Annotated in this window: 1 pseudogene; it reads left to right on the top strand. The window is 47.2% G+C overall.

What is annotated here, in order from left to right:
* Nucleotides 1–386, top strand: a pseudogene (locus tag AEA42_RS07405) (IS630 family transposase); the annotation flags it as partial.
* Between the last annotated feature and the right edge of the window lie 120 nt (nucleotides 387–506).

Genomic DNA, 506 nt, shown 5'->3' with positions numbered 1-506 from the left:
CCCGGATGGCAACGATCCTTAACACACCTGGGCACTTTGCACTCGATCGCATTGACGTTTGGTTTCAAGATGAAGCCCGCTTTGGCCAACAGAATACCACCACCCGTATTTGGGCTGAGAAAGGGACTCGTCCACGAGCCGTCAAGCAGCAACAATTTGAATCTGCGTATTTATATGGCGCCGTGTGTCCGGCAACGGGGGCGACACAAGCGATTATTGCCCCGCATGCCAATAGCGAATATATGAACGAGCATTTAAAACTGATTTCAACTGCCACCGCATTTGGACGGCATGCGCTGGTCATCATGGACGGCGCAGGCTGGCATCAACAGGATTTAGCCGATGACTTTGATAATCTGACGCTTCTCAAGTTGCCGCCTTATACCAATTATATTAATTATGTGATCTAATTGGTCATCAGTTTTTAATCATACAAAATATGAATAATCCCCACATCGCAGCCTTAGTAAAATCGGAGAAAAGTGCACGCAAACGTATGCGCTATC

This window comes from Shewanella sp. Sh95 (assembly GCF_001308045.1).
In the GTDB taxonomy this organism is placed as follows: Bacteria; Pseudomonadota; Gammaproteobacteria; order Enterobacterales; family Shewanellaceae; genus Shewanella; species Shewanella xiamenensis.
Note: the sequence above shows the minus strand (reverse complement) of the source record. Positions and strands in the feature narration are given on the sequence as shown.